General features: G+C 34.8%; 18 protein-coding genes. 9 read left to right on the forward strand and 9 right to left on the reverse strand.

The genetic code is table 11. From position 1 onward, the window contains the following. The first annotated feature begins 137 nt into the window (after positions 1-137). From OLM58_RS09285 to OLM58_RS09315, 7 genes are all read left to right on the forward strand, one after another. Positions 138-2,309, forward strand: coding sequence for a S9 family peptidase (locus OLM58_RS09285; RefSeq protein ID WP_264532066.1), 2,172 nt, complete (start codon positions 138-140; stop codon positions 2,307-2,309). A 42-nt stretch (positions 2,310-2,351) separates the two neighbouring features. Next, on the forward strand, positions 2,352-4,028 hold the full coding sequence (locus tag OLM58_RS09290) for a peptide MFS transporter (RefSeq protein WP_264532067.1): 1,677 nt from the start codon (positions 2,352-2,354) through the stop codon (positions 4,026-4,028). Positions 4,029-4,107: 79 nt separating this feature from the next. Then, the gene (locus OLM58_RS09295; protein WP_264532068.1) at positions 4,108-5,766 is read left to right on the forward strand and encodes a peptide MFS transporter; all 1,659 of its coding nucleotides are present in this window, start codon (positions 4,108-4,110) and stop codon (positions 5,764-5,766) included. Positions 5,767-5,780: 14 nt separating this feature from the next. Next, positions 5,781-7,265 (forward strand): peptide MFS transporter, encoded by a 1,485-nt coding sequence (locus OLM58_RS09300; RefSeq protein ID WP_264532069.1) that lies wholly within the window; start codon positions 5,781-5,783, stop codon positions 7,263-7,265. Positions 7,266-7,318: 53 nt separating this feature from the next. Next, complete coding sequence (locus OLM58_RS09305; protein WP_017494796.1) at positions 7,319-7,786, forward strand: thioredoxin family protein; 468 nt, start codon at positions 7,319-7,321, stop codon at positions 7,784-7,786. Positions 7,787-8,013: 227 nt separating this feature from the next. Continuing rightward, the gene (locus OLM58_RS09310; protein ID WP_264532070.1) at positions 8,014-8,466 is read left to right on the forward strand and encodes a thioredoxin family protein; all 453 of its coding nucleotides are present in this window, start codon (positions 8,014-8,016) and stop codon (positions 8,464-8,466) included. A 271-nt stretch (positions 8,467-8,737) separates the two neighbouring features. Further along, entirely contained in the window at positions 8,738-9,184 is a 447-nt protein-coding gene (locus tag OLM58_RS09315) for a hypothetical protein (RefSeq protein WP_017494798.1), read from the forward strand. 52 nt (positions 9,185-9,236) lie between these two features. Here the strand turns inward: OLM58_RS09315 and OLM58_RS09320 are convergent, their stop codons facing one another. The 5 genes from OLM58_RS09320 to surE form a co-directional block, all read right to left on the reverse strand. After that, entirely contained in the window at positions 9,237-11,273 is a 2,037-nt protein-coding gene (locus OLM58_RS09320; protein ID WP_264532071.1) for a ComEC/Rec2 family competence protein, read from the reverse strand. Between the two features lie 48 nt (positions 11,274-11,321). Beyond that, positions 11,322-11,807, reverse strand: a complete 486-nt coding sequence (locus OLM58_RS09325) for a C40 family peptidase (RefSeq protein ID WP_264532072.1) — start codon at positions 11,805-11,807, stop codon at positions 11,322-11,324. A 12-nt stretch (positions 11,808-11,819) separates the two neighbouring features. Next, a complete protein-coding gene (lpxB, locus tag OLM58_RS09330; RefSeq protein WP_249966897.1) occupies positions 11,820-12,938 on the reverse strand; it encodes a lipid-A-disaccharide synthase in 1,119 nt (372 codons plus the stop codon). A 68-nt stretch (positions 12,939-13,006) separates the two neighbouring features. Continuing rightward, positions 13,007-13,279 carry a hypothetical protein gene (locus OLM58_RS09335; protein WP_264532073.1) on the reverse strand — a complete coding sequence of 91 codons (273 nt, stop codon included), beginning with the start codon at positions 13,277-13,279 and terminating at the stop codon, positions 13,007-13,009. Further along, positions 13,272-14,051 (reverse strand): 5'/3'-nucleotidase SurE, encoded by a 780-nt coding sequence (surE, locus tag OLM58_RS09340; protein ID WP_264532074.1) that lies wholly within the window; start codon positions 14,049-14,051, stop codon positions 13,272-13,274. The genes OLM58_RS09335 and surE overlap by 8 nt, the downstream gene beginning before the upstream one ends. Positions 14,052-14,252: 201 nt before the next feature. Between surE and OLM58_RS09345 the strand changes: the two genes are divergently transcribed. Together OLM58_RS09345 and OLM58_RS09350 are read left to right on the forward strand one after the other, a co-directional pair. Next, entirely contained in the window at positions 14,253-16,436 is a 2,184-nt protein-coding gene (locus OLM58_RS09345) for a carboxy terminal-processing peptidase (protein WP_202700625.1), read from the forward strand. A 123-nt stretch (positions 16,437-16,559) separates the two neighbouring features. Beyond that, positions 16,560-17,345: a DNA/RNA non-specific endonuclease gene (locus tag OLM58_RS09350; RefSeq protein WP_264532075.1), complete on the forward strand. Its 786-nt coding sequence runs from the start codon at positions 16,560-16,562 to the stop codon at positions 17,343-17,345. Here OLM58_RS09350 and rpe read toward each other — a convergent pair. The 4 genes from rpe to OLM58_RS09370 all read right to left on the reverse strand — a co-directional run bounded on the left by rpe (position 17,322) and on the right by OLM58_RS09370 (position 22,258). Continuing rightward, on the reverse strand, positions 17,322-17,984 hold the full coding sequence (gene rpe / locus OLM58_RS09355; protein ID WP_264532076.1) for a ribulose-phosphate 3-epimerase: 663 nt from the start codon (positions 17,982-17,984) through the stop codon (positions 17,322-17,324). The two genes, OLM58_RS09350 and rpe, sit on opposite strands and share 24 nt — an antisense overlap. Before the next feature lie 335 nt (positions 17,985-18,319). After that, entirely contained in the window at positions 18,320-19,183 is an 864-nt protein-coding gene (locus OLM58_RS09360) for an RNA polymerase sigma factor RpoD/SigA (protein WP_007804760.1), read from the reverse strand. A gap of 124 nt (positions 19,184-19,307) precedes the next feature. Then, positions 19,308-21,044 (reverse strand): hypothetical protein, encoded by a 1,737-nt coding sequence (locus tag OLM58_RS09365; protein ID WP_264532077.1) that lies wholly within the window; start codon positions 21,042-21,044, stop codon positions 19,308-19,310. Next, positions 21,032-22,258, reverse strand: coding sequence for a DUF4249 domain-containing protein (locus OLM58_RS09370; RefSeq protein WP_264532078.1), 1,227 nt, complete (start codon positions 22,256-22,258; stop codon positions 21,032-21,034). The genes OLM58_RS09365 and OLM58_RS09370 overlap by 13 nt, the downstream gene beginning before the upstream one ends. Between the last annotated feature and the right edge of the window lie 4 nt (positions 22,259-22,262).

Consider the following 22,262-nt stretch of genomic DNA (forward strand, 5'->3'; position numbering starts at 1 on the left):
AAGACTTTTGTTTGCTATGTATTTGAAAATTGAAAAGTACGCAATCGTTATTTTTTTTAACATTTAACAATTAAAATGGGTATTATGTTCATTTTTTTTACTAAAATTGGGCTCTTTTTATATTTAAAATAATTCTAATGAATACGGGTAAAATTACTGTAATATTTTTATTGTTAGTTGCAACTGTTTTTGGTCAGCAAAAGATCACTGTCGAGAGTATATATGGCGGAGCATTTCAGGCAAAAGGAATGGATAAGCTCCAATCGTTAAAGAATACAGAACAATATACAGTGCTAAATGTAAATCAGGCCACGAGAAGCATGCAAATTGATTTGTATGACTTTGCAACACTAAAAAAAGTAGCCAATTTAATTGATACAAAGAATCATGCAGCTCTTGACGGGAGAATTGACAGTTATACTTTTGATGCTTCAGAGAAACAGATTTTAATTGCCTGTAATACCAGGAAAATTTTCCGTCATTCGTTTACAGCAGATTACTTTTTGTATGATATTGCTACAAAAACTTTAAGTAAATTGTTTGATTTCCAGATTCAGGAACCAACTTTTTCTCCGGATGGAACTAAAATCGCATATGCAAAAGAGAATAACTTATATGTATATGATCTGGCTTCCAAAAAATCAACAGCAATTACAACCGATGGAAAGAAAAATGCTGTCATCAATGGTATCACGGACTGGGTTTATGAAGAAGAGTTCTCCTTTGTTCGTGCCTTTGACTGGAGTAAAGACAGTAAAAAAATAGCTTACATCCGTTTTGATGAAAGTGCTGTTCCGGAATTCTCGATGTCAATCTTTCAGAAAGATTTATATCCGACCATTGAAACGTTTAAATATCCTAAAGCAGGAGAAAAAAACTCAGTAGTATCTTTACATATTTATGATGCGGTGAGTAATGCGGGTAAAAAAGTTGATTTAGGAAACTATAATGATTTTTATATCGCAAGATTACAATGGACAAATGACAGCAATGTATTATCGGCTCAGGTTTTAAACCGTCATCAGGATAATATGGATTTGCTTTTTGTGGATGGAACTACCGCTGTGGCAAAAGTAGTTTTAAATGAAAAAGACAAAGCTTATGTTGATGTTAATGACAATTTAACTTTCTTAAAAGACAATAGCTTTATCTGGACAAGCGAAAAAGACGGATTTAATCATATTTACTTATATGATAAAAACGGAAAACTTAAAAATCAGGTTACAAAAGGAAACTGGGAAGTAGTCTCTTACTACGGTTTCGATGAAAAAAATAAAACAATTTTCTATCAGTCTACAGAAAATGGTTCAATCAACAGAGATATTTATCGTATTGCTTTAGACGGAAAGAACAAAATTCGTTTGTCTAAAAATACAGGAACAAGTGGGGCAACTTTTAGTCCAAACTTTCAGTTCTTTATCAATACTTTCTCAAGCAGCACACAGCCTACTACTTATACCTTAAATGAGGCAAAAACTGGAAAAGAAATCCAGGTTATCGAAAACAATCAGGCGCTTTCGGATAAATTAGCCGCTTACAATTTACCAGTAAAAGAATTTTTTGTTTTAAAAACAGCTAAAGGCAATGAGCTTAATGCGTGGATTTTAAAACCTAAAGACTTTGATCCTTCAAAAAAATATCCGGTTTTCATGTACCAGTATTCCGGTCCTGGTTCTCAGCAGGTAAACAATGATTGGAATAGTTCAGACGACTATTGGTTTGCATCCTTAACGCAGCAAGGTTATATTGTAGTTTGTGTTGACGGTAGAGGAACTGGTTTTAAAGGGGCAGATTTCAAAAAAGTTACTCAGAAGGAATTAGGAAAATACGAAGTAGAAGATCAGATTGACGCTGCAAAAGTAATTGGAGCATATCCTTATGTGGATGCTTCAAGAATTGGAATCTTCGGTTGGAGTTTTGGAGGATTTATGGCTTCAAACTGTATTTTTCAGGGGAATGATGTTTTCAAAATGGCTATCGCTGTTGCTCCGGTAACCAACTGGCGTTTTTATGACAGCGTTTACACCGAAAGATACATGCAGACTCCTCAGGAAAATGCAAGCGGGTACGATCAGAACTCTCCAATAAATCACGTTGACAAACTAAAAGGGAAGTTTTTACTGATTCACGGATCGGCAGATGATAACGTACACGTACAGAATTCAATGCAAATGATGGAAGCGTTAATTCAGGCCAATAAACAATTTGATTCTCAAATCTATCCGGACAAAAATCATGGTATTTATGGAGGAAAGACCAGAATTCAGCTTTACAACAAAATGACTAACTTCATCAAAGAAAATTTATAATTATAAAACAAAACTAAAAACCTTAAATAAATAATAAAGAATATGGGAGAAACTCAGGTAAAAACAGCGCATCCAAAAGGACTTTGGGTATTATTTGGAACGGAGATGTGGGAACGGTTCAACTTTTATGGAATGCGAGCTTTATTAACTTTATTTCTGGTAAATTCATTGTTGATGAAGGAAGAAGAAGCTTCTTTGATTTACGGAGGTTTCCTTGGGCTTTGTTATTTAACGCCAATGTTGGGAGGTTTTGTTGCCGATCGTTTCTTAGGAAACAGAAATTGTATCATCTTGGGAGGGTTGCTTATGGCAATCGGACAATTGTTGTTGTTTACCAGTGGTAGTGTTTTTGAAGGTAACAGAGCGTTTGCTACGATTATTATGTACACTGCATTAGGAGTTATCGTATTTGGTAACGGATTCTTCAAGCCAAACATTTCAAGTATGGTAGGAAGTTTGTATCCTAAACAGGAAAAGACAAAATTGGATAGTGCTTTTACTATTTTTTATATGGGTATCAATATTGGAGCCTTTTTAGGTCAGTCTATTTGCCCTTTGTTAGGAGATGTTAAAGATGCAGGTGGGGTTAGAGATATCCATGCTTTTAGATGGGGATTCCTTGCTGCTTCTGCTGCAATGTTTATAGGAACAATTCTTTTTTACTTCCTGAAAAATAAATATGTGGTTTCTCCTGAAGGAAAACCATTAGGAGGTTTACCTTCTAAAAATGACGCCTCTGATTTTGAAGAAGGAGAAGCTCAGAAAGCTAATTTCTCAAGTAAAGCTTTAACAATTGCCGGAATCGCTTTTGTAGCTTTAGGATTCTTCTTTCATTATGTGGTAGGTCAGAACTTGATTTATACTTTGATTTATTCTAGTGGTTTGTCATTGGCCGGATTAATTATTTCGGATACTTCTTTGACTAAAGTAGAGAGAGACAGAATTATTGTAATTTACATCGTTTCTTTCTTTATTATTTTCTTCTGGGCAGCTTTTGAGCAGGCAGGTTCGTCATTGACTTTTATTGCAGACAACCAAACGGATAGAAATTTCTTCGGATGGCAAATGCCTCCGTCAATGGTTCAGATTTTTAACGGACTATTCGTAGTATTATTAGCAGTGCCATTTAGTGTACTTTGGGATACTTTGAGAGCTAAAGGGAAAGAGCCAATTTCACCGGTAAAATTAGCCGTTGGTTTAGTGGTAATTTCGGTTAGTTTCTTTATGATCGCTACTCAGGTTTCTTATATCGGAACATCAGGGTTGTTATTGGTAAAATGGCTTATTTTATTATATTTCTTAAATACATGTGCTGAATTATGTTTGTCTCCAATTGGTTTGTCATTGGTAGGTAAACTTTCTCCAAAACGTTTTGCTTCATTATTGTACGGGGTATTCTTCTTGTCAAACGCTTCAGGTTATGCTTTAGGAGGAACTTTAGGTTCAATTTTACCGGCGACCGGAGATAAATTTGCAAAAGCAAAAGAATTAGGAATTGACCTTCAGGCTGTTTTAGATAACAAAATTACACCAACAGCGGAACAGTTGGCTTTACTAGAGCACCACCAAATTAGTGCACATAACCACTTCTTTGCCGGATTCGAAATTCATAACTTATACGAATTCTTCATGGTATTTGTTGTTTTAACTGGTATTGCTGCAATCATATTATTTGCTTTGACTCCATTTCTGAAAAGAATGATGCATGGTGTTAGATAACATAAATCGTAATCATATATAAAAAATTACCTACAGGTTTAGGCTTGTAGGTAATTTTAATTTTAAAGACTTTATAGTTATGTGGAAAAAACACCCAAAAGCATTGCCATTCCTGTTTCTGTCTGAAATGTGGGAACGTTTTGGTTATTATTTAATGATCGGAATTTTTACTTTATATCTGAAAGATGTAAAGAGCGGTTTTGCGATGACCGAGAAAGAAGCTTCTGATTTATACGGGACTTTTATAGCTTTGGTTTTTCTGACTCCGTTTATTGGCGGACTAATTGCTGATAGATATCTAGGATATAGAAAATCAGTCATTCTTGGCGGAATTTTAATGGGGGTCGGTTACTTCTTAATTGGAGTGCATGATCTGACCATGCTTTATATCGCCATGACTTTGATAATTGTTGGAAATGGTTTTTTTAAACCCAATATTTCTACATTACTGGGGAGTTTTTATTCTAAAGAAGAGTATAAAGATAAAAAAGATGAAGGCTACAATATTTTCTATATGGGAATTAATGTTGGGGGTTTTATCTGTAATTTCTTTGGAGCTGCTTTGCAAATCCTTTTGGGGTGGCATTGGGCTTTTATGGCTGCCGGTGTCGGAATGTTTATAGGAGTTATGGTGTTTTTGTTAGGTACGAAGCATTATGTGGGACACGACCAGAAAAAAGGAGTGCAGGAAGGCGATATGCCTTTTTATAAAATTATACTGTTTATTTTATTGCCCTCTTTTGTTTTTGGAGCAATTGGCTGGTTGATAAAAGGAGTAGCTTCAGATGCTAATGTGAATAGTTCTATATTTGGTTCAGACAGTACAGACGCTTTTATTTTTGCATGTATTCCAATAGTCCTCTTTTACGGCTCGCTTTATTTTAAAGCAAAAACAGAAGATAAGCGATCAATAGGAGCTTTATTGGCTATTTTTGGAGTGGTGATTTTATTTTGGGCAGTCTTTAAGCTTAATGGCTCGGCACTTACTACCTGGGCAGATCGATATACTGACAGAGAAGTAACAGGGACGTCGGGTAAGGTTATTGCTAAGCTAAAATTGGCAAAAGAGGTTGAGTATAAAATGGACTCTACTGAATTATATGATGATCAGTTTCGTTTGCAAAAAGTAAATGGAGTGGTTAAGAAAGAAGTAAATTATCCTTTGTATTTTAGAAATGTTGCTCCGGATAAATTACCGGCAGAAGGTGCTAAGGTTCATCTTTGGGCGACAAATTTAAGCCAGTCTATTAACCCGGCCTGGGTCGTTATATTAACTCCTTTGATTGTTGCCTTTTTCTCTTTTTTACGACTGCGTAAAAAAGAACCTTCAACACCTACGAAAATTGCTTTCGGTTTGCTGATTTCGGCCCTGTCTGTTTTGGTTATGATAGCTGCTGTAAAAATTGGGAATAACGGAGCAGAGAAAGTCAGTGCCTGGTGGTTAGTAGCGAATTATGGTATCATAACAATTGGTGAGTTGTTTTTGAGCCCCATGGGATTATCAGTAGTTTCCAAGTTAAGTCCCGTTAATATAACTTCCCTAATGATGGGAGGCTGGTTCCTGTCAACTTCTATAGGAAATAAACTAAGTGGAGTTTTAGCCAGTATGTGGGATAGCTACGACAATAAAGTCAACTTTTTTTGGGTAAATTTTGCGTTGTTAATGTTTGCGACAATATTGATGTTTGCTTTAGTAAAGCAGCTTAACAAAGTGATGAAAGAGAGAGGAATTAATTAATTATTTATAAATAAATGGAGCAAAAAGTCACTTTAGAAGAAATTCAAAATTTTAAAGGCAATTATCCGAAACAATTATGGTATTTGTTTTTTGTCGAAATGTGGGAGCGTTTTTGCTTTTACGGAATGCGTGGGGTTTTGGTTATTTTTATGGTCGATCAGCTTTTCTTGAAAGAAGATCATGCCAGCGAGCAATATGGTGCTATTCAGGCTTTTGTATATGCCTTTACTTTTATTGGAGGTATTTTTGCCGATAAAGTATTAGGATTTAAAAAATCATTGTTTTTTGGAGGAATCGTTATGATTCTTGGGAATCTTTTAATTGCAGTTTCTCCTCATGATTTCTTTTATTACGGGATTGCTTTTTCTATTATTGGGACAGGTTTTTTTAAGCCCAATGTTTCTTCGATGGTCGGAGAATTGTATCATGAAGATGATGGTAGAAGGGATGCAGGTTACGGAATGTTTTATGCCGGTATAAATGTTGGCGGACTTTTTGGTGGTGCTTTGTGTGTGTATTTAGGGAAGTTTTATTCTTGGCAATTGTGCTTTTTATCCGCTGCAATTGTAATGTTTTTAGGGTTGATCACCTTCTTATTTACTAAAAAATATTTAGGACCAATTGGTGATTCTCCGTTATTGAATTTAACACCGCAAAAGAGACGAATTCGTGAGATAGCCGTATATGCTCTGTCTATTTTGAGTTTGCCTTTTATTTTTATAATGGTTAAGAATACGAAGTATACGGATTATTTTATGTATACTATTGGTACAGTTGCTGTTTTGTATTTTGCTTATGAATTGTTTAAACTGGGAGATTCTAAATTGCAAAAGAAACTTTTTGCTGCTTTTCTGTTTGTATTTTTCTATTTCCTGTTCAATTCTATTTACGAACAAAGTGGTGGATCGTTATCGCTTTTTGCAAAAGATAATTTGAATAATAAATTGTTGTTTTTTACAATTGATCCCAACGTTGTGAACAACAGTTCGAATACTTTTTTTGTAGTAGTTTTAAGTCCGCTTATTGGTTTGTTGTGGATATGGTTAGGGAAACGGAAAATTGAACCGAATACTTTAATTAAATTCGGAATTGGGTTTTTATTCCTGGCAGCTTCTTTTTACATCTTCTATCTGACCAAATTCTTTGCTGATGCTAATGGAATTGCTTCATTGAATGTCTTTACGTTTGCTTATCTGATAACCACTATTGGGGAGCTTTGTCTGGGGCCAATCGGAATGTCAATCATTACCAAATTATCTCCAAAAAGATTATTCGGAATGATGATGGGGTTGTGGTTCCTGGCAAGTGCTTTTGGACAGTTGGCTGCGGGTAAACTGGGAGCCGAGATTTCCAGATCAAATACCGGCGACACCTTGATTTCTAAATTGCAATCGTATACAGAAGGTTACTATCAACTGGCTATTTATTCGCTAGTTGCGGGCTTGATATTATTAGCAATTTCGCCAATTATTAGAAAATTAATGCAAGAAGTAAAATAGACGACATTTTGCGATTCTTTTTTTGTTTAAATTTGTGTGTAAAATAAAAGGATATGAAAAAAATATTTTTAATAACGCTTTTTTTAGCGGGAGCATTTGTAACGCAGGCACAAGAGTTAAAATGGTATACGGATGTTAAAGAAGCGATCACTGTTAGTAATAAAGAGAAAAAACCTCTGTTAATGTTTTTTACCGGAAGTGACTGGTGTGGGTGGTGTATTCGTTTGCAGAATGAGGTTTTAAAAACGGCTGAATTCAAAAAATGGGCGACCGAGAATGTGGTGTTGGTTGAGCTTGATTATCCAAGAAGAACACCTCAGACACCGGAGCTTAAAAATCAGAATAATGAATTACAGCAGGCATTTGGAATTCAGGGATTCCCGACTATTTATTTCACAAGCGCCGAGTCAAAAGACGGGAAAGTGAATTTTAAAGGATTGGGTCAGACAGGATATGTTGCCGGTGGTCCGACTGCCTGGTTAACAGTTGCTGAGGGAATTGTGCATCCTAAAAAATCGTAGAGCAAACATTAAATTACAATTATAGTTAGAAAAACTCCTTGCCTTTTGGTAAGGAGTTTTTTTTGTTTCGTAAGAAAAAGCAATAACTAAATTTTACACTTATTGTGTATTTTGTAATTTATTTTGGTTAAAAAAATAGATAATATATTTTTTGTATTAATAAAAATTGGAAAATTAAAATATTATGTTAATTTCGTCTTAATATTCTAACCAAAAACCAATTTAATATGACCAAAAAAATACTTATCCTACTGTTTTTTTTAGGTTCAATTTTTATGCAGGCGCAGAATTTAGTTTGGAAAACAAATATGACGGATGCTATTGCGCTTAGTAATGAACAGAAAAAACCAATGTTAATTTTATTCACTGCCTCAGGTGTGCCGGAAAATCTTCAGAACGAAATTTTTAAAACTCCAGACTTTGCTGTTTGGTCTCGTGACAACGTTATTCTTGTAAAACTTGATTTGTCTGACAGTACAGCTGATGAAAGTGACAGAGAGCAAAAGATCAAATTGAAAAATGCTTTTGGAGTTGAGGACTTGCCTGAAGTTTGTTTTGCAAGTGCTTCGATTAGAAAAAATAAAACCACATTTAGCGCTTTAGGAAAAATCGCGTATAAACCGGGTGGTGCAAAAGCCTGGATTGCAGAGTCAAATGCAATTTTGCATTCAGGTGAGTAGTAAGATTTAAATTAAGTTTCTTAGTTTAATTTGTAGATTCCCTTTTTGCTCTTGGGTGAGAAGGGATTTTTTTTTGAACAGTTTATCCGGATAATCAGTGGTTTTGTCATTTAAAAGAGTATATTTTTCTATTTTCTTAAAAATTCAAGACTTTATTAATGAATTTAAATTTATGCTGTTTTTTTAACTCATTTTATTTGATTTTCACTTGTTTGGTGAAGATATTATGTTAATTTAGTCGCATTAACCTACTTAAAAAACCAATTTTAGTATGAACCGAAAACTACTTATTTTATTACTTTTTTTAGGTTCGTTTGGCCTGCATTCGCAAAATTTGATTTGGAAGACAGATATGAATGATGCTATAATGGCGAGTGATTCACAAAAACGGCCCTTATTAATTTTTTTCACTGCTGCCGGAGTCTCGCAGAGAATCCAGAGTGAAATTTTTGTTACACCTGACTTTGCAGTATGGTCACGTGATAATGTCATTTTGGTAAAACTGGATATGTCAGATACAGAAGCGTCTGACATGGTAAAAGAGCAAAATGTCAAGTTAAAAAATGCCTTAGGTATTCAGGAACTTCCACAAGTATGTCTTTTAATGGCTTCCGTCCGAAAAGGTAAAACTACTTTTAATAACTTAGGTTTGGTTCCGTACAAGCAAGGTGGTGCAAAAGCATGGATTGCGGATGCAAATTTAATTTTGAATCCGTAAATCTTGTCGAATTAAACGAGCTATTTTGTCTTTTCAGACTAAGTTTGATTTATTAGTTTAAAGAATAAAATCCCTTTTCGGCTGTGGCATGAAAAGGGATGTTTTTTTTACAACAACTGCTTTTCCATATTTTTTGAATAGAGTAGGAATTCGATGCATCTGCAATTATAATTTTAGGATGCAGTTTTTGCAGAACGCGATCTAAATTGATTTTCGGGGATTGAATCAATAATAATATGTCAGGTGGAGAGCTGATTTTATAAACCCCGGAACTGTCAATCACTAAGATCTTTTTTCCATTAAAATAAAGCAGGTTTTTGATGCTCACAGTAGTGCTTAATTGACTAAAATCACTCGACAAATAAGAACTTAGAAGAGTTGCTTTCGAGGATTGAAGTAAAAGAGTATCATTTGAAAACACTTTGATACGACTTCCATTTCTTTGAGAAATTAAAGAGTTGTTTTTGGTATGATAAACGATCATTTCACGTTTGGTTCCGGTTTCTCTCCTGGTGTAAATCATAGAAATCTGAAATACTATAACTGAAATCAATACAGCGAAAGTTGTAGGGTAATTTTTTTTCTTACCCCAGATTATGGCAGAAATAATTAGAAAGTAAGAGGAGATAAGAAGACAGAAGTTGAAGCTAATGTTGCGAATAACAAACCACTCGAGCGATGCAATGTAGTGGATGGTATAGTTTAAGAGGAAAATACTTTTTTCAAATATCTCAGTAAGGACCATTGGAGGGGGATAAAAAACAGCAATTAGCAGTACTATGATTCCGGCAATCATGATGAAAGATAGTATAGGGATCACAACAATATTGGTAACAAAAAATAATCCCGGAAACTGGTGAAAATAGTACAAGCATAAAGGTAATGTGCCTATTTGGGCAGCGAAAGAAACAGTTAGTGCGTTCCAGAGGAATTTTGAGATTTTAAGCTTCGGAGACCAGATACTGTTTAAGAGAGGCTGTAGCCAAAGAATGAAAAACAAAGCAAGATAACTTAACTGGAAACCGACATCAAACAAAAAGTAAGGCTCGAAGAGTAGAATTAAAAACAAAGAGACAAGTAAAGTATGATACGTACTTCCTGTTCTTCTAAGATGGCTGCCAACAGCAAGAAAAGAAAACATGACAACAGAACGCAGTACTGACGGAGATAATCCTGAGATTACGGCAAAAAGCGCGAGAGACAGCAGTATTGAAATCAATTTTAATAAAGAGCCCTTTCGCGTATTGGGAACAGGTTTTAAAATAAAACTAATGAACAGCATGATAAAACCAACATGAAGACCTGAAACTGACAGAATATGCGTAGCACCTGAGAACTGATAATCCTGAATCAAATCATTTGAAATTTCTTGTCGTTGTCCCAATATAAGAGCAAGTGCAACGTTCATTTCCGTTTGGTGAAAACCTGTCTTTTTTAGATTGTTATAAATTCTGGAGTGTAAACGTCCGCAGTAATACCAGATGTCTTTTTGAAGTTTTTTATTAACCGCGATTTCTGTTTTATTGAGATAAAGCTGCGCATAAATCTGTTTATCTGAAAGGTATTTTTGGTAGTCAAACTGATTCGGGTTTTTATTCGCACTAGTACGTTGTAAAATGGTTTTGACTCTTATTATACTTCCAATAATAATTGGGTTTTTAGCACTGTCCTTTTCTACATTTATAAGAATTTTTCCGGAATAATCCCTGTTGTTGATCTTCTTTACCTGCACATAGTAGCGGTCGCAGTATGTGTTGCTTTTTAGTTTTTCGCGAACCACAAAAGTTATCGTTTGAGGAGAGCTAAAAACTTCTTTACAATGGGTATAGTTGGATTCTTGCAGCGATTCTGTATGTAGTAAAAGTGTTGCAATGCCAATAAAGAAAGAAATGAAAGAGATACTGATTCCAGAATATACACTTTGCTTGTTATTCTTTTGAAGAGAAGAGTAAACAAGTAAAAAGGCAATAAAACCAAGAACAAAAACGGAAGTTATGACCGTGAATTTTGGCGGGTAATAATAAGCAGCCAAAATGCCGCAGCTAAACCAAATGGTAATTTTAGTTAAAGGAAAATCTAATACTTTCATGAGTCAAAAGTATTAAATTTTGTAAGAAAAAGAATATGATTTATCTAGTTATTCTATTACCCTGTTGATTTGAGCAAATGAATTTTGATAATAGGATTCTTTAGTGGATGAAATAATGACTCCCTTTGAGGTAGAAGAATGCACAAATTTGATTTCATCTGATTTTACTTCTACAATAAGCCCAACATGATTAATCTGCTTACTCCTGTTTGTTTTAAAAAAAATCAAATCCCCTTTTTGGGCGTCATTAAATTTAATGATTCTTCCCACCTTAGCCTGCTCAAAAGAGTTTCGCGGTAGTTTTATATTTTCCGACTCAAAAGTGGTAAACACTAATCCGGAGCAGTCATAACCGCTTTTTGTAGTGCCTCCGGCTTTGTATCGCACCCCAATATTGTCTGTTGCGTGTTCGATTAAATGCGTAACCGTATATCTGTTTTCCCGCTTTGATTCTTTGTTGCCCACCGCAGTTGAAGCCGATTTACAGGAAGCAAAAAGGACAGTGACGAGTATTAAATAATAGATTCTTTTCAAAGCAGGAAAGTTTTAAACGTGTTTTAAATCAGCTACAATAAGCTTTGCTGTTTTTTTACTGGCTCCGACACCTCCCAGTTTTTGCTCTAAGATGTCATAATTCTTTAATAATTTTTCGCGATAGTCAGAAGTCAGTAATTTTTGTAATTCTTCTTTAATTCGTTTCGTATTACATTCACTCTGAATTAATTCTGTAACCACTTCTTCATCCATGATTAAATTGACAAGTGAAATGTATTTTAGCGTGATAATGCGCTTGGCAATTTGATAGGAAATAGCACTTCCTTTGTAGCAGACTACTTCAGGGACTTTAAAAAGAGCCGTTTCCAATGTCGCGGTTCCGGATGTTACCAGAGCTGCGGTTGAAGATCGTAACAAATCATACGTTTTGTTCGATACAAATTTGATGTTTTTATTGCTGATGAATTGCTGATAAAACTCAAAATCCTGACTTGGAGCACCGGCAATTACAAATTCATAATCCTGAAAATCATCCACCACACTTAGCATCACACTCAGCATTTTTGTGATTTCCTGTTGACGGCTTCCGGGTAAAACCGCAATAATAGGTTTTTCTCCCAGTTGGTTTTCTTTTCTGAAGGTTGTTTCGTCAAAAGAAGGCTGATTCTGAATAGCATCAATTAGAGGATGTCCTACAAAATCGACCGGAAAATGATGTTTGTCCTCGTAAAAGCTTTTTTCGAAAGGTAAAATCACAAACATCTTGTCAATATCATTTTTGATTGCCTTGATACGATTCTCTTTCCAGGCCCAGATTTGCGGCGAAATATAATAATGCGTTTTATAATGTAAAGCTTTGGCCCATTTTGCAATACGCATATTAAAACCGGGATAGTCTATAAAAATCAAAACATCAGGTTGAAATGCTGTGATATCCTTCTTGCAAATTTTAATATTGTTTAATATGGTTTTTAAATTGAAAAGAACTTCAACAAACCCCATGAAGGCTAGTTCGCGGTAATGTTTTACAAGAGTTCCGCCGGCTTTTTGCATTAAATCACCGCCCCAAAATCTAATTTCCGCCTGAGGATCTTCCTCATATAGGGCTTTCATTAAATTAGAACCATGTAGATCTCCTGACGCTTCACCAGCTATTATGTAGTACTTCATATTGATTTTTTTGAAAGTGTGTTTCCAACCTTAAACGCAAAATAATTTTTGCAGCACAAAGATAAGATTTAAATAAACAAAGTTGAAATCGCAAGAACAATGACCGCGAAAACAACACCTCTGGCCATCAATTCCCGGTTCGTTTTTAGAAAAATACCAAAAACGGCCAGATCTAAAACGGTACCGATTGTGATTACTTTTCCGAGATATCCTTGTTGCTTGATGGTTTGAATTCCCGTAAAAAAATCAAATTTGGTGAAAAACGAAACAAACAAAAAACTTCCAAGCAAAGCCGTGAAAATCCCAGTAACAAAGCCTATGGTAATGTCTTTTTTATTCATTTAATTTCCAAGTATTAAGCTGCTGCATGGTATGATGAGCGGTCAGATCAAACTGTACCGGAACAATTGAAATGTATCCGTTTTCTAAAGCCCATTCATCAGTATCTTCCCCTTGATCTTCGTTTGTAAATTTTCCGGTAAGCCAGTAGTAATCCTTACCAAAAGGAGTTTGTCTTTTGTCAAACTTTTGAGAGTAGTAAGCTTTAGCCTGACGGCAGATTTTTACTCCCTTGATTTCTTCTTCTTTTAGTTTTGGGAAATTTACATTTAAAACCACACCCGGAGGAAGTTTGTTTTTCAAAGTTTCTAAGGTAATTTTTTTAACGAATGATTTGATCGGTTCAAAATCGGCATTCCAGTCAAAATCCAGTAAAGAAAACCCAATTGCCTGAATTCCTTCTATACCGGCCTCTACAGCAGCACTCATCGTACCTGAATAAATCACATTTATAGAAGAATTTGACCCGTGATTAATCCCTGAAACGCACAGATCCGGTTTTCTTTTTAAAATTTCATTGACGGCCAGTTTAACACAATCTACGGGAGTTCCTGAACAGCTATATTCCGTTACCGCATCTTCTTCTTTAGAAATTTTGTCAAGAAACAAAGTGTTGTTTATAGTAATGGCATGACCCATGGCGCTCTGAGGTTTATCCGGTGCTACTACTACGACTTCGCCAATAGTTTCCATCACACTGATTAAAGCTCTGATTCCGGGAGCTAAAATGCCATCATCATTCGTAACTAATATTAAGGGTTTCTCATTTTTCATGCTAAAATCGTAAGGTTATATAAGGGTCTTAAGCAAATGTAGTGACAGATTTCGGTAGAAAACGAACAAAAAGTGCAAAATTTGTCAACTAATTTGAAGAAGATTTTTGCGCGTCAAACATTTTTATACCTTTAACAAAAAATTATAGCGGGCTTGGCTTTGTTGGCACAGTTTTTACCGTAACTTAGATTAAAAAATTTGATGAATGCTATTATTAAGTTTATGAAAAGAAATTATAAAATACTTATAGCCGTATTATGCTTGTCATTGACTTTGTTTGCTTTTAAAATAAATGCAGACAAATCAGTAGATCCGGACCCGAATAGAGATAAAACACTTTTAGAATTATTAGCATTTGTTATTGAAAAAGGACACTACAGCCCGGCAGAAATAAATGATGAATTCTCTAAAGGAATTTTTAAAGATTATATCGAAGCATTAGATCCTTCAAAGAGATTCTTCCTGCAATCGGATATTGACGAATTCAAACAATATGAATTGCAATTGGACGATCAGTTTTTGAATAAAGACTTAACGTTCTTCAATCTTACGTATACAAGATTGATGAAACGAATGGAAGAAAGCAAAAAACGTTATAAGACAATTTTAGCACAGCCTTTCAACTACGATATAGATGAGACTTTTAATGCGGATTATGACAAATTGCCGTATGCCAAAAATACAGCAGAGATCAACGAAAGATGGAGAAAACAAATTAAGTTATCTACGCTTTCTTCGCTTGTTACCAAACAAAAATTAGAAGAGGATAAAAAGAAAACAGATCCGAATTATAAGGAGAAAACTTTTGAAACTCTGGAAAAAGAAACACGTGAAAGCTCATTGAAATCTTTAGATGACAATTTTAGTCTGATTAAAGATTTGAATAAAGAAGATTGGTTCTCCGTATATGTAAATTCAATCATGACTCGTTTTGATCCTCATACCAGCTATTTTGCACCTGAAGATAAAGATCGTTTCGATGTTAATATCAGTGGAAAACTGGAAGGTATTGGTGCAAGATTGACTAAGAAAAATGATTTTACTCAAATTGATGAGCTAATTTCAGGAGGTCCGGCATGGAAAGGAAAACAACTTGAAGCAGGAGATTTAATTCTGAAAGTGGCACAAGGAAACGAAGAGCCTGTAGATGTTGTGGGAATGCGTTTGGACGATGTTGTGAAAAAAATCAAAGGACACAAAGGAACAGAAGTTAAACTGACTGTTAAAAAAGTAGACGGTACAATTAAAATCATTTCAATCATCAGAGATGTAGTTGAAATTGAAGAAACATACGCAAAATCCAGTATTGTAGAAAGAAATGGATTGAAATACGGAGTAATTTACCTGCCTAAATTCTATATCGATTTTGAGAACAAAGACGGTCGTGATGCCGGAAAAGATATTGCTCTTGAAGTAGAAAGACTTAAAAAAGAAGATATAAACGGTATCGTACTTGATGTGCGTGACGATGGAGGAGGATCTTTGTCGACTGTTGTTGATATTGCCGGTTTATTTATCGAAGAAGGACCAATCGTTCAGGTGAAATCTGCAGGAAAAAAGAAAGAAGTACTGTACGATAAAGATAAAAAAGTGGAGTGGGACGGACCATTAGTAATTATGGTGAACAGTTTCTCTGCTTCGGCTTCAGAGATTTTGGCGGCGGCAATTCAGGATTACAAACGTGGGGTTATCATTGGTAGTAAACAAACCTACGGAAAAGGAACAGTTCAGAATGTTCTGGATCTGAATCAATTTGTTCGTAATGCAAATTACGGAGATTTAGGTGCTTTGAAGATTACAGGACAAAAGTTCTATAGAATTAACGGAGGTTCTACTCAGTTAGAAGGAGTTCATAGTGATGTGGTAATGCCGGATCGTTATGCCTACTTAAAAATGGGAGAACGCGATATCGACAATGCTATGCCTTGGGATAAAATAGATCCGGCGGATTATAGCACATGGCATTCGAATACAAATTTTACTAAAGCAATTGAAAGCAGTAAAAACAGAATTGCCCAAAATGCACAGTTTAAATTGATCGAAGACAATGCGAAATGGATTGATGTTAAGAACAAGGAGAATACTTATAGTTTAAACATCAAAAGCTTCAAAGCAACTCAGGAGCAAGTAGAAACTGAAGGTAAAAAATACAAACCGATTTCAGATTACAAAAACAATTTGGTTTTTAAATCATTGCCTTACGAAGAGCTTGAAATGAAAAGTGATGCTACATTAAAAGAAAAAAGAGAAGCTTGGCATCAGGCATTATCTAAAGATGTTTATGTAGAAGAAGCATTGAATGTTTTAGATGATTTACAAGTAAAAGGTGTGGTAAGAAACAGTGCTACAACTAAAATTAAAAGAGATAAATTAGTAAAGTCTTAATGCTGTAAAAGGATTAATTTGTTAGGAAAACGCTCCAAAATGTATTTTTTGGAGCGTTTTTTTGTAGATTTAACGGTACTCTACAGATGTTGGAAACCAGATAAAAAATATTTGACTGAAAAAATGAAAAATTATATCCTTTTGAGTTTATTGGGATTTGCGCTATTATCCTGTAAAAAAGAAATTAATGAAGGTGTAAAATTGCCCGAACAGGAGAAGCAGACTCCATTTGTTTCGAATCAAAGCAGTTCAGATTCCTTATTTACAGCAGCGTATTTGCCGACTTCTACGACCCGACAAGTTGTAAAACATAACTATTACACATTGTCCTACAATGAAAAATTTGAACAGGCAGAATGGGTTGCTTATGAATTAAAGAAAGAATATCTAAAAAATGCCGATTATAAGCGCCCTTATTTTATTGAAGATCCAAAAGTAACGACCGGTTCTGCAGATTGGAGGAATTATAAAAAATCGGGTTATGATAAGGGGCATCTTTGTCCTGCGGGAGATATGGAGTTTAATGAAAGTGCTTATAACGATACTTTTTACACTTCAAATATTTCACCACAAGATCACGATTTCAACAGCGGAATTTGGAACAGGCTGGAACAGAAAACACGTTATTGGGCTGAAAAGTATAATGATATTTATGTAGTGACAGGAGGAATTTTGAAAGATTCAGATAAAAAAATAGGAACAGAAAAAGTTGCTGTTCCTAAGTATTTTTATAAAATTATTTTAGTCAAAACCGGAAAAGAACATAAAGCTATTGCTTTTTTAGTTCCGAACAAGGATAGTGATAAGTCGCTTTATGATTTTGTAGTTCCCATCGAAACCCTTGAAAAAATGACTGGAATTGATTTCTTCCCGAATGTGAAAAATTTAAAAAGCAGTCAAAGCTTTTAATTCGGCAATAGTCTGAGTTGGGTTTTCGGCTTTAAATACAAAGCTTCCCGCCACTAGAACATCAGCACCGGCTTCTACTAGTTGTTTGGCATTTTTACTGGTCACACCACCATCAATTTCAATAATTGTCGAAGCATTTTTACGAGTAATTAAGGCTTTTAGCTTCTCTACTTTAGCGTAGGTATTTTCGATGAACGACTGACCTCCAAAACCAGGATTTACGCTCATGATACATACTAAATCAATATCGTTGATTACATCTTCTAATAAATCAATATTAGTGTGTGGATTAATTGCAACTCCTGCTTTCATTCCTTCAGCTTTGATGGCTTGTAGCGTTCTGTGTAAGTGAGTGCAGGCTTCGTAATGTACGCTTAGGATATTGGCACCTAAATCGGCAAAAGTTTTAATGTAACGATCCGGATCAACGATCATCAGGTGTACGTCTATCGTTTTTTTAGCATGTCTTGAAATAGCTTCTAAAACCGGCATTCCGAAAGAAATATTCGGAACAAAAACTCCGTCCATAATATCAATATGAAACCAGTCGGCCTGACTGTTGTTGATCATTTCAATATCACGTTGCAAATTAGCGAAATCAGCTGCAAGAACAGAAGGAGCAATAAGTGTATTCTTCATTGTGTAGTTGTATGTTGTGTTGTTTTTTTTGCAAAGTTAATTTTTTTAATCGCAAAGCTCGCAAAGATTTATGCAAAGTTTTTTATGTTTTGAGTTGAGTAATAAATTCCGAAAGATTTATGTTTTTAAAAAGTCTTAGCTGTAAAAAGTATTGCGGTAAATAAATAAAATAAAAAACTCCGGTAATCAGCCGGAGTTTCAATCATCAATCAAAAAACGAACAGTCAATCAAACTGTTGTTTGCTTTGTCGTCCAATATAGGTAGTTTTGAAATAAATTCCAAATTCCAACAAAATAATTGAAATTTGGAATTGCTATAATTGGAACTTTGGAATTTATCCAAGATAAGTTTTAAGAATTTTACTTCTTGAAGTATGTTTTAATCTACGGATTGCTTTTTCTTTAATCTGACGAACACGCTCACGAGTCAGGTCGAAAGTTTCTCCAATTTCCTCTAAAGTCATTGGGTGTTGATCGCCAAGACCAAAATACAAACGAACAACATCGGCCTCTCTTGGAGTTAATGTTTCTAATGAACGCTCAATTTCAGTACGTAATGATTCGTGAATTAATTCTCTGTCCGGGTTTGGAGATTCTCCTGAACGTAAAACGTCATAAAGGTTGGAGTCTTCACCTTCAACAAGAGGCGCATCCATTGATAGGTGACGACCAGAGTTTTTCATAGACTCTTTTACGTCATTTACAGTCATGTCAAGTTCTTTTGCAATTTCTTCAGCAGAAGGCGGACGCTCGTTAGATTGCTCTAATAAAGCATACATTTTGTTGATTTTATTGATAGAACCGATTTTGTTTAATGGTAAACGAACAATACGAGATTGTTCTGCCAAAGCCTGCAGGATCGATTGACGAATCCACCATACAGCATAAGAGATGAATTTGAAACCACGAGTCTCATCAAAACGCTGAGCGGCTTTAATTAAACCTAAGTTTCCTTCATTAATTAAGTCAGGAAGAGTTAATCCTTGATTTTGATATTGTTTAGCAACCGATACAACGAAACGTAGGTTAGCTTTTGTTAATTTTTCTAATGCTCTTTGATCACCGGCTTTTATTCTCTGTGCTAATTCTACCTCTTCATCGGCGGTAATTAGGTCAACTTTTCCAATTTCTTGTAGGTATTTGTCTAATGATGCAGTTTCACGATTGGTTACCTGCTTGGTGATTTTAAGTTGTCTCATGTTTTTTGTCTCCTCAATTTTTAAGTGTACAAATGGTTATACGTAATGAGTTCAAAAAAAGTTACAATTAATTTAAATTATTTTTACAAATTAATTGTTTGGCTGTTTTTTTATCTCTTCCGATCTAATTTGAAAGCGCCTCTTTAACCTCGATAGTCTCTTTTATAAAAACGGGTTTTCCTGAAGCAGAAAATCCTTCCAGTGTGATTTCAAATTTACCGGATACGTCTGAGGTATAAAATTGTACTTTCGAATTTGCATCACTTAAATCTACTTTAGGAACCCAAAGAAGCTGATGCCTGTAATCGGGAATTCTTTCATTTTTAGTGCCGGCATAATCAGGTTTAAAATAGTCTTTTTTAGACTGTGGTCTTAGAAGTTCAGGTCTTAAAATAAAACTGCCTTTAAGTTTGGTTTCGTAATCGCCATTTTTAGTTGTAAAGAAAACTAAGCCGTTAAAAGATTTTGCACCATAATAGTAAATTCCTTTTACAACATTGATTTTATGGATGTTTTTTGGGTTATAATGGAATAGTTCGTTTAGGTCTTCTATAATCAGTCCGTCTACAATTATTAAGGAAGGTAAGGCAGATTCGTAATTAGGATCGTAGTCGTAAACATGAATTGCATAGTTGTTTTTATCTTTTGAAAAATAGACGCCTTTCACAACTTCAGTTATCGTTTCTTCCATAGTTGCGAATCGTGTAAAAGCGTCCAGTTCATACTCTTTTGATAAATTGTTGTAAAAAGGAATGGTATCATTTGAGGCTAATATACTGTCTTTTTTAAGATTGTGATAAGCGTTTTCTATTTGAGTGGAAATCAGTCTTTCTGAAATATTCTGTTTAAAGTCTGCATTGAACTGAAATTCCGGAAAGTTTAAATTTGAAAAATTGATGTTTTTTGGTTTGTCCATTTCAATGGTATAATCCTGTTTGTTGTCTTCCAGAATTTGAACGATTACATTGGAGTTTGGGTTTGGCTTTTCCAGATTAAAAATAAAGTTTCCTTCATTATCTGTTTTGGCAAGTTTCAAAGTATAGTTTTTACCAACGATAGAAAGAGCTACTTTTTTATTTCTTATATCAGCATTGCTTGATCGTATTTTCCCGGAAATTATTTCCCCTCGTAATTCAGGCAATAGAAAATTAGGGTTTTTTATTTCTGTTTGCGGGATTTTAGAAGTATTGCCTGCACTAAGTTCTTCGAAATTGATTTTCTTTTGAGCTACAAAACCATCTGCTTTTCTTACTGAAAGCACATAATTTCCCTTTGTAAATTCATCAGAACTACTGATGATTTGCAATTCTGCCTGGTCTCTGTTTTTGTAAATTTTACTTTTTAAATTAAAAGAGATGTTGTTGTTTGTTATCGTCTCTGCTAAAGTTATTTCTTTTTGAGAAACGGTATTTACAGGTTTATCTTTGTACGGGTTTAAGATGTAAATGTCAAGATTACAATATTCTGAAACATCTTTGTTTAACATCCAGTTGGTGTATCCGATTATTTTATAGTTACCGGTTTCCAGAGTTGTCGGAATGAAAAAATCACTGCCGGCGGTTCCGTTATCCAGAAACAATTTATGGGTAAGAACTGTTGTTTTGTTTTTGTCGACCAGCTGCAAGTAAACAATTTTGCTATATTTCGACATTTCATTTGTTGATTTATTGACACAGAAAATCTTGTAAAACAAAGATTCTCCGGTGATATAGGAATTAGCGTTTGTACTGATGTAAATGGACTCATTAAGGTTTTGATCTATTGTATTCAGTTCCGTTACGGCATTGTTCTTCTGAGCAAACAAAATTTGCTGAAAACACATTGTCAAAGCGATGATTGTTATCTGTTTTAGTCTATCCAAAATGATGGTTTTATGTTTGATGAAAATGAAGTGCAATCTCCGCATTCTACGGGATACAATAGATACTGAGGCGTTTCGTTAGGAAAATAAACTTTAATTCCTGATTTGATTAGGTCTAGGATATCATTCCCCTGACATTCGGCTGAAGAACTGAAACAATAATTAAAGTAAAATTGGTCTATTTCATTTTCAGGAACTGGAGAGGGACAATCATATTGATATTTAGGTATTGGTTCTTTTGGGAAAAGATCGGTAAAATTAAAAAAGAGTCTTTTTTCGGAATAGGAGGACACATTAAAAAAACCAATCACTTTCTCACCCGGATTGTCAACAGGGTTTATGTTTCCGTAGAAAAAACCTGGCTGGGTTTGCGATAGTATACTTCCTATGTCAGAAATTTCTTTTAGGGTTTCGTAAAAAGTATGCGCAGCAAGATTCTGAACATATTGTTTGACTAAGATGCTGTATCTGCTTCTTATGATCGGGTCTTTGCTGCTAATGAATTTAATTGGAAAATCAGTAACTCTGTCTTCACTTAGCTGGTTGGTGTTGGTCAAAATTAACTCATTAGATTTTTTATCGGAATAACAAACTCTAACTTCTGTTGTTCTGTCTTCAAATACAATCTGTCCTTTTGGATTGGAGCCTGGAGGAAAAAAAACAGCGACGGCTTTTTTTGAATAAGCTTTAGGCGCAATTATTTTGTAGGTTTCATCGTATTCGTATCGGTAATATCGGGATTTATTTGTTGGATCATTGCTGCTTACGGCGATTTCAGCACCCAGTTCCCCCTTTTTTGTTATGGCTTTTGCTTCTACTTTTTCAATTTGAGTTTGTTGTGGCAGTTTTTCCTCATTAGAGATATATGTTCTTCCATTCTTTGTAAGGATATGCAATTGATAAGCTCTGCCGGGGTTGGCCTGAAATTGGTTTACGGAAAGATAGGCCTCATTTTTTTCCTGAAAATCGTATTTGTTACCCAGATCATCAGTAACATATACCACTGCTTTACTTTCAAAGGTTGGTTTCTTTCCGTCAAGTTTATACGTTCTGGACAATTTAATTTGATGGTTTTTATATTGATCAGTGATGGTGGCTTCTATTACCAGAGCATCTTCGAAGCCATTGGTTTGGTACGAATAGGGTGTAGTGCATCCCAATACAATTGAAAGAAGTATCGCTATAAGAAATCCGTATTGTAAGATCTTTTTCATAATT

The sequence above is a fragment of the Flavobacterium sp. N502540 genome, from assembly GCF_025947365.1.
GTDB lineage: Bacteria > Bacteroidota > Bacteroidia > Flavobacteriales > Flavobacteriaceae > Flavobacterium.

Excerpts from the sequence above, each read along its gene's own strand:
- OLM58_RS09320 (WP_264532071.1), bottom strand. The coding sequence starts at position 11,273 with ATGAAAGTATTAGATTTTCCTTTAACTAAAATTACCATTTGGTTTAGC.
- OLM58_RS09350 (WP_264532075.1), top strand. The coding sequence starts at position 16,560 with ATGAAAAATTATATCCTTTTGAGTTTATTGGGATTTGCGCTATTATCC.
- surE (WP_264532074.1), bottom strand. The coding sequence starts at position 14,051 with ATGAAAAATGAGAAACCCTTAATATTAGTTACGAATGATGATGGCATT.
- OLM58_RS09295 (WP_264532068.1), top strand. The coding sequence starts at position 4,108 with ATGTGGAAAAAACACCCAAAAGCATTGCCATTCCTGTTTCTGTCTGAA.
- OLM58_RS09370 (WP_264532078.1), bottom strand. The coding sequence starts at position 22,258 with ATGAAAAAGATCTTACAATACGGATTTCTTATAGCGATACTTCTTTCA.
- OLM58_RS09315 (WP_017494798.1), top strand. The coding sequence starts at position 8,738 with ATGAACCGAAAACTACTTATTTTATTACTTTTTTTAGGTTCGTTTGGC.
- OLM58_RS09300 (WP_264532069.1), top strand. The coding sequence starts at position 5,781 with ATGGAGCAAAAAGTCACTTTAGAAGAAATTCAAAATTTTAAAGGCAAT.
- OLM58_RS09345 (WP_202700625.1), top strand. The coding sequence starts at position 14,253 with ATGAATGCTATTATTAAGTTTATGAAAAGAAATTATAAAATACTTATA.
- OLM58_RS09360 (WP_007804760.1), bottom strand. The coding sequence starts at position 19,183 with ATGAGACAACTTAAAATCACCAAGCAGGTAACCAATCGTGAAACTGCA.
- OLM58_RS09310 (WP_264532070.1), top strand. The coding sequence starts at position 8,014 with ATGACCAAAAAAATACTTATCCTACTGTTTTTTTTAGGTTCAATTTTT.
- OLM58_RS09305 (WP_017494796.1), top strand. The coding sequence starts at position 7,319 with ATGAAAAAAATATTTTTAATAACGCTTTTTTTAGCGGGAGCATTTGTA.
- OLM58_RS09335 (WP_264532073.1), bottom strand. The coding sequence starts at position 13,279 with ATGAATAAAAAAGACATTACCATAGGCTTTGTTACTGGGATTTTCACG.
- OLM58_RS09290 (WP_264532067.1), top strand. The coding sequence starts at position 2,352 with ATGGGAGAAACTCAGGTAAAAACAGCGCATCCAAAAGGACTTTGGGTA.
- OLM58_RS09285 (WP_264532066.1), top strand. The coding sequence starts at position 138 with ATGAATACGGGTAAAATTACTGTAATATTTTTATTGTTAGTTGCAACT.
- lpxB (WP_249966897.1), bottom strand. The coding sequence starts at position 12,938 with ATGAAGTACTACATAATAGCTGGTGAAGCGTCAGGAGATCTACATGGT.
- rpe (WP_264532076.1), bottom strand. The coding sequence starts at position 17,984 with ATGAAGAATACACTTATTGCTCCTTCTGTTCTTGCAGCTGATTTCGCT.